The 4,085-nt window shown below is 72.9% G+C and carries 4 protein-coding genes; 2 read left to right on the top strand and 2 right to left on the bottom strand.

Annotation, left to right across the window (positions count from 1 at the left end; all coding sequences use genetic code 11):
- Nucleotides 1-13: 13 nt before the first annotated feature.
- Together ACFU7Z_RS37250 and ACFU7Z_RS37245 are read right to left on the bottom strand one after the other, a co-directional pair.
- Nucleotides 14-658, bottom strand: a complete 645-nt coding sequence (locus ACFU7Z_RS37250) for a streptomycin biosynthesis protein StrG (RefSeq protein ID WP_074002838.1) — start codon at nucleotides 656-658, stop codon at nucleotides 14-16.
- A 144-nt stretch (nucleotides 659-802) separates the two neighbouring features.
- A complete protein-coding gene (locus ACFU7Z_RS37245) occupies nucleotides 803-1,483 on the bottom strand; it encodes a TetR/AcrR family transcriptional regulator (RefSeq protein WP_117486082.1) in 681 nt (226 codons plus the stop codon).
- A gap of 152 nt (nucleotides 1,484-1,635) precedes the next feature.
- Between ACFU7Z_RS37245 and ACFU7Z_RS37240 the strand changes: the two genes are divergently transcribed.
- Entirely contained in the window at nucleotides 1,636-3,132 is a 1,497-nt protein-coding gene (locus ACFU7Z_RS37240) for an MFS transporter (protein WP_380782527.1), read from the top strand.
- A 183-nt stretch (nucleotides 3,133-3,315) separates the two neighbouring features.
- Nucleotides 3,316-4,085 (top strand): TIGR03084 family metal-binding protein (locus ACFU7Z_RS37235; protein ID WP_380782525.1); only part of this gene is annotated, 770 nt, incomplete at its 3' end.

Below are 4,085 nucleotides of genomic sequence, written 5' to 3'. Positions count from 1 at the left end.
GGAGCGGAACCGGTCAGAAGACGTCGAAGTAGTCCCCGATCCACAGCCCCCGGCCGGCGTCCACCGTCCGCAGGTCCGAGGCGCGGTAGTCGGCGAGCCGGATGCAGCGGAAGTCGAAGCTCACCCGGGTCGAGTCGGTGTCGTTCACCTTGTTCCCGTGGTTCCAGCCGACCGCGTCGAAGACCAGCAGCTGCCCCACGTCGAGTTCGGTCGCCGCGTAGTCCTCCGACCCCTGTTCCCGCTCGACCCACACGGAGTTGGTCCCCCAGGCCCGGGTCAGCGGCAGCCAGAAGTTCACCTCGCCGTCGGCGTGGTGGTAGTCGCCGTCCTTGTGGAACTCGCCGACCGCGACATTTCCCGGGAAATGGATCCGGAAGGTGGGAACGCGCTGGAAGCAGAACTCGTCGGTGCCGAGCACGTCCGGCACGAAGGATTTCACGAAGCCGCGGTACAGGTCCCGGAGCCTGGGCTCGAACTCCCGGTAGAAGGCGGCGTGGAACTCCGTGGACTGGTCGGTCCGCCAGGTGAGCAGCTCCATCGGGGCGTCCGGCCGCAACGCGCTCAGGTCCTCGGTCCGGTAGATCGACCGCACCGCCGCGGCGAAGTCGAACACGGCCGGATCGTACTCGTAGGTCTTCGGCTGCATGCTCTCCCACACTCCCCGAATTCTCCTGGCGGATGGCGGACAATGCCTCCTGTTCGAGAAGCTAGCGCAGCGGCCCTTCTCCACCAAGACGTTCCGAACGGCAAGAGCACGACGGGAGAAAGCGGTCCGGAAAGAGTTCGGGTGCCCGGCGCCGGACTATTCCGGCCCCGCCGCTTCCACCACCGGCACCACCTCCTCCCGCAGCCGCCGGGCCGAGGCCGCCACCGATCCGGCGGCGGCCTCCCGGGTGTCGCCGACACCGACCATCAGCCCCACCAGCTGCGCCTCCAGCAGGCGGTCGGCGTCGCAGGGCTCGATCAGGTAGCCGCCGAGCTCCAGGACGACCAGGCCGTGCACCGCCGACCACATCTGGTGCGCCACCAGTTCCGGGTCCGCCGGGCGGAACCGGCCCGCCCCGACGCACCGGGCCGCGCACTCGGTCACACCGGCCAGCGTGTAGCGGCCGTACTGGCGGTCCTCCTCGTCGAGCGAGAACCCGGCCAGCGAGGAACCGCCGAACATCACCGCGTACAGGTGGGGGTTGGCCAGCGCGTTGCACCGGTACGCGCGGCCCAGCAGCGCGAGGTCGCACACCGGGTCGTCACTGGGCCGCACCTGGGTGAAGTGCTGCTGGAGCCGGGCGAACCCCTCGTGGACGATGGCCCGCGCCAGCCCGCGCATTCCGTTGAAGTGGGTGTACAGGGCCATCGTCGAGGTGCCGACCTCGCTCGCGATGCGGCGGGTGGACAGTGCCTGCGGCCCCTCCTCCGCCAGCAGCCGGGCGGCGATGGTCACCAGCCCCGGGCGGGCACGGGGATCCGAGCGACGCGGACTCATGTCCCCAGTCAACCAAAACGCCGTGGTGCCGGAACCGGTCGCGGGTCCACAACTCCCGATCCCAGCACACTGCGAGAAGCGGCCCTCAGGACGCCCGGCGTAGCTTCCCAGTCACCCGGCGCGACCGCCGCCCCCGACCGAAAGGCCGCCCCGTGTTCTCCAGACCCCTCGGCGCCGCGATGCTCCTGTACGCGGGCAGTGCGATCGTGCTGGTCTCCTCCGCACTGGCCTTCCACCACGCCTTCGCCATGGACCCCGCGATGCCGATGCCGATGCCGATGCCGATGGAGATGGCGCACGCCCCGGCCGACGCCGGACGGAAGCTCGACGGCATGCCGCTGGCGGAGATGCCGGAGATGTTCACCGCCTTCGCCGGACTGCTGCTCGTGGTGGCCGGCGCCGCCCTGCGCGGACGGCCGCGCTCGGCCCCGACCGAACTCCGTGGCGGCCGGCGCGGCCGGCTGCTGGTCGCCGTCATCGGTACGGCCGCCCTGACCGTCGACATCAGCAAGACCTCCACGCTGGGCTTCGTCATCCCCGGCATGCGGGCCGACTACGGCCTCGACCCCCGGACGGCCTCCCTGCTGGCGGTCTGCGGACTGACCGGGACGGCGGCCGGGGCGCTGCTGTTCGGTGTGCTCACCGACCGGATCGGGCGCCGCAGCTCCTACCTGATCGCCACCCTCGGCTTCACCGCCACCAGCATGTGCGGCTCGATGCCCTCCTTCCGCGGGAACCTGCTGATGTGCGGGCTGATGGGCCTGGCGGTCGGCGGCCTCGCCCCGCTGCTGATCACCCTGCTCACCGAGGCGGTCGGCGGGCGGGTCCGCGGCTCGGTGGTGGTGGCGCTCTCCGTCGTCGCCACCGCCGTCGGCTACCTGATCGCCGCCGGCTCGGCCCTGTGGCTGGAGCCGGTGTTCGGCTGGCGGATCCTCTGGCTGATCGGCGCCCCCACCGGCGCCGTGCTGGCCGTGCTGACGCCCTTCGTTCCCGACTACGTGGCGCTCTCCGCCCCGGCGGCGCGGAGCGCACCGGTCCCGCGGCGGGACTCACGGTCCGCGCGGGCCCTCACCCACGGCCTCCAGCGGGCGTTCGCCACCCTGATCGGCCTGCTCACCTTCGGCCTCACCACCTGGGTGCCGAGCCTGGCCCGGATCGGCGGTGTGCCGGTGCGCACCGCGAACCTGATGCTGACCGTGGCGGCGGTGGTGATGGTCCCGTGCGCCCTGCTGCTGATGCTGGGCTACCGCCGCTTCGGCCCGACCAGCATGGCGGCGGGCCTGGCCACCGTCACCGCCGTGCTGCTGCTGGCGCTCACCGCCAGCGGCGCGGTGGCCCAGGTGGGCTGGATCTGCGCGGGCGCGCTGGTGGCGGCGCTGTTCTCGGTGAACTCGATGGCCGCGATCTTCCTGCCGATCGCGGCCGACCTGGCCGATCCGGAACGGCGCGGCCGGACCACCGGCTGGGTCTCCTTCTTCAACCGGCTGGGCGGCCTGTGCGGGCCGCTGCTGCTGGCGGGCCTGGTGTCCTCGGCCTCCGACGTCCTGCTGGCGGTCTCCGTGCTGGCGCTGCTGTGCGGCGCGGCCGCCTGGTACATCAGCCGCCGGAGCCGGCTCGCGGCCCCGGCGCTCGGCGCGGCGTCCGAGTGACGGGGCGCGGGTGACAGGGGCGCGGGTGACGGGGGCGAGGGTGCGGCCGGTGGCAGAGCACGGGCGGAGAAGCCCGCCGATCTCCGGGAGCAGATACTGGATTCGCCCAACTCGCCACGGTTCGAGGCGGATTGGGAGTGCGCCGGGCATCCGGCCGGGTTCCGCTCAACGGAAGGAAGAGGCATGGTCGACCGACAGGACGTGATCTCCGCGCTGGTGCTGGACGGCGAGGCCGTCGACGCGCTGGTGGCGAACCTGCCCGAAGCCGACTGGGCACGCCCCACGCCAGCCCCCGGCTGGACCGTCGCCCACCAGGTCGCCCATCTCACGGCCACCTTCAGGCTGGCCGGACTCGCGGCGGGCGACCCCGAGGCCTTCCGGGCGGTCGCCGCCGGCATCGGGCAGGACATGGACGGTGCGGTGCAGCAGGCCCTCAAGCCCTACCTGGCGAAGGCGCCGAAGCTCCTGCTGGAGAGCTGGCAGACCGAGCGCCGGGCCGCCGAGGAGGCCCTGGCGGCCGTTCCGGCGGACCGGCCGCTGCCGTGGCTGGTCCGCCCGCTGACGGCCCCCGTGCTCGCCGCCGCCGGCATGATGGAACTGTTCGGCCATGGCCAGGACATCGCCGACGCGCTCGGGGAGCGCCGCGAGCACACCGACCGGATCCGCTACCTGGTCGAGTTCGCCGTCCGCACCTGGGACTTCGGCTACCAGGCCCGCGGGCTCACGCCGCCGGAGACCCCGTTCCGTTTCGAGATCACCGCTCCGTCGGGCGCCCGGTGGGAGTTCGGCCCCGCCGACGCGGAGCAGCGCGTCAGCGGACCCGCCGTCGACTTCTGCCTGCTGGTGACCAGGCGCCGGCACCGCGACGACCTCGCCCTGACGGCCCGTGGCGAGGACGCCGAGGCCTGGCTCGACCTCGCCCAGGCCTACCGCGGCCCGGCCGGTCCGGGCCG

It is taken from the genome of Kitasatospora sp. NPDC057518, from assembly GCF_042802075.1.
Lineage (GTDB): Bacteria > Actinomycetota > Actinomycetes > Streptomycetales > Streptomycetaceae > Kitasatospora.
This window is presented reverse-complemented; position numbering and strand designations above follow the sequence as displayed.

Bases quoted from the DNA above. Each gene is read 5' to 3' on its own strand.
- ACFU7Z_RS37245 (WP_117486082.1), bottom strand. From the start codon at position 1,483: ATGAGTCCGCGTCGCTCGGATCCCCGTGCCCGCCCGGGGCTGGTGACC.